General features: G+C 42.7%; 2 protein-coding genes. Both read right to left on the minus strand.

The window, feature by feature from the left end; translation table 11 throughout:
- A partial coding sequence (locus ABJF11_RS10770; RefSeq protein WP_348119855.1) for a hypothetical protein occupies window positions 1–1,278 on the minus strand: 1,278 nt, incomplete at its 3' end.
- Window positions 1,278–1,511, minus strand: a 234-nt coding sequence (locus ABJF11_RS10775) for a hypothetical protein (RefSeq protein ID WP_348119856.1), incomplete at its 5' end; no start/stop codon positions are given. The genes ABJF11_RS10775 and ABJF11_RS10770, both read right to left, overlap by 1 nt.

Here is a 1,511-nt window from a genome sequence, read left to right on the forward strand (position 1 = left end):
TTCTCGGTCCTGTTCACGCTCGTAAGAAGACTGTAAACGTTTAAGCTCTTCCATCAATCTGTTATTGTCGGCATCCACCGACTCAAAACGTCTCTGCAAAGATTTGTTTTTATTGGACAGCTCAGCTACCTGCATTTCAAGGTCTGACTGGGTCCGTGCAGAACTTCTAAGAACCTCATTTTCTTCAGATAGCCGTTCACAAGCCAACTGCAACGCACTCTTTTCAGATTTCAATCGTTCAAAAGCTTCTTGCATCTCATGTGTTGGACGTGTGGCGAGGTCTTCGCGTAGCTTCTTGATTTCAACTTCATAGGTTTTCAATTTCAGCAAAACAGCAGCTGGATCTTCATCTCCAAGTTTTTGCTTCAGTTCTTCAAAGTTTGAAATGAGGGCACTGCTTGTTTTGATGGATTCTCTCAAACGTGCAACTTCCTCATTAAGCGCAGACCTCTCACTCTCAAAAGATTGCTTCCGTTCAACAACCTTGGCATCCACCTCAACGTTCAAATTAGCTTCTCGTTCCTCAAGGCGGTCTTTGCTGGATTGAAGGCGCTGCTTTTGATACTCAAGCTCATCCTTGAGTTCATCAAGCGCAGCCTGATCCTTCAGGAGAGCCTTTCTTTTTTGTTCGAGCTCATCCTTTTCTTGTTGAATCGCAGCCTCATGAACTTTCAGTCTATCAGCTATCTCTTTCTCCAAGCTTGCTATTCTGGATGTCCTCTCCTCCGAAAGTTCTTTTTCTATGGCAGTCAGAGCGTTTGCCCGTTTTAACTCCTGCTCCTTTTCATGTTCTTTCCGAAGATTGAAGAGCTCGTCATCAAGCTTTGCCCGGGCATCTGCATACCCATTGTCCCTTTGGGTTTCAGCCTTTTGTATCGCCACCTCTCTCTGCCGCAATTTTTCCTTTTCGGATTCAAGAGACTCCAGCTCACTTACGCATTGAGATTCCCGCTGCTCAAATTGTTTTTTGAATGCTGCGAACTTTTCCTCAAAAAGTTGCGGAAAGCCGTTTTTGGCCTGAAGCTCCATCTCTTCAAGCTGAACACGTTTGTCATTCAGCTCCGCTTCTTTTTTAGCTATCGCTTCTTTAGCGGCTTTTAGCTCATGTTCCTTTTGAACGATAGAGGTCTCTTTTTGGCCAAGAGAATATTCTAATTCTTTCAGTTTCTGCTGTTTTTTCAGGAGGACTTCCTCTTTAGCGTATATAGTTCTATCAGTCTGACCTCCTTTTCCATTATCTGCGCTTATCTGAGTGTTATTATTTCTATTAGAGTCCATTAAAATACTTCCATAATTATTTTGACTAGTTTGAATACATTTATTTTTAATGACTCCAAGTTTTCCCTTGTAAAGTCAAGTTGATGATGATTACCGTGACCACGAAGTTTTATCAACTTGGCGATAAGCTCAAAGCAGTTCGGAAAACACCTTTTTAGAACTAGCAATTCACCTTCTGATGCGAGTAAGCAGATCGCAAGAAGTTGAGCCCCAAGAGTTGTGCTTGAGCCTTG

This window comes from Reichenbachiella sp., assembly GCF_039941815.1.
Lineage (GTDB): Bacteria > Bacteroidota > Bacteroidia > Cytophagales > Cyclobacteriaceae > Reichenbachiella.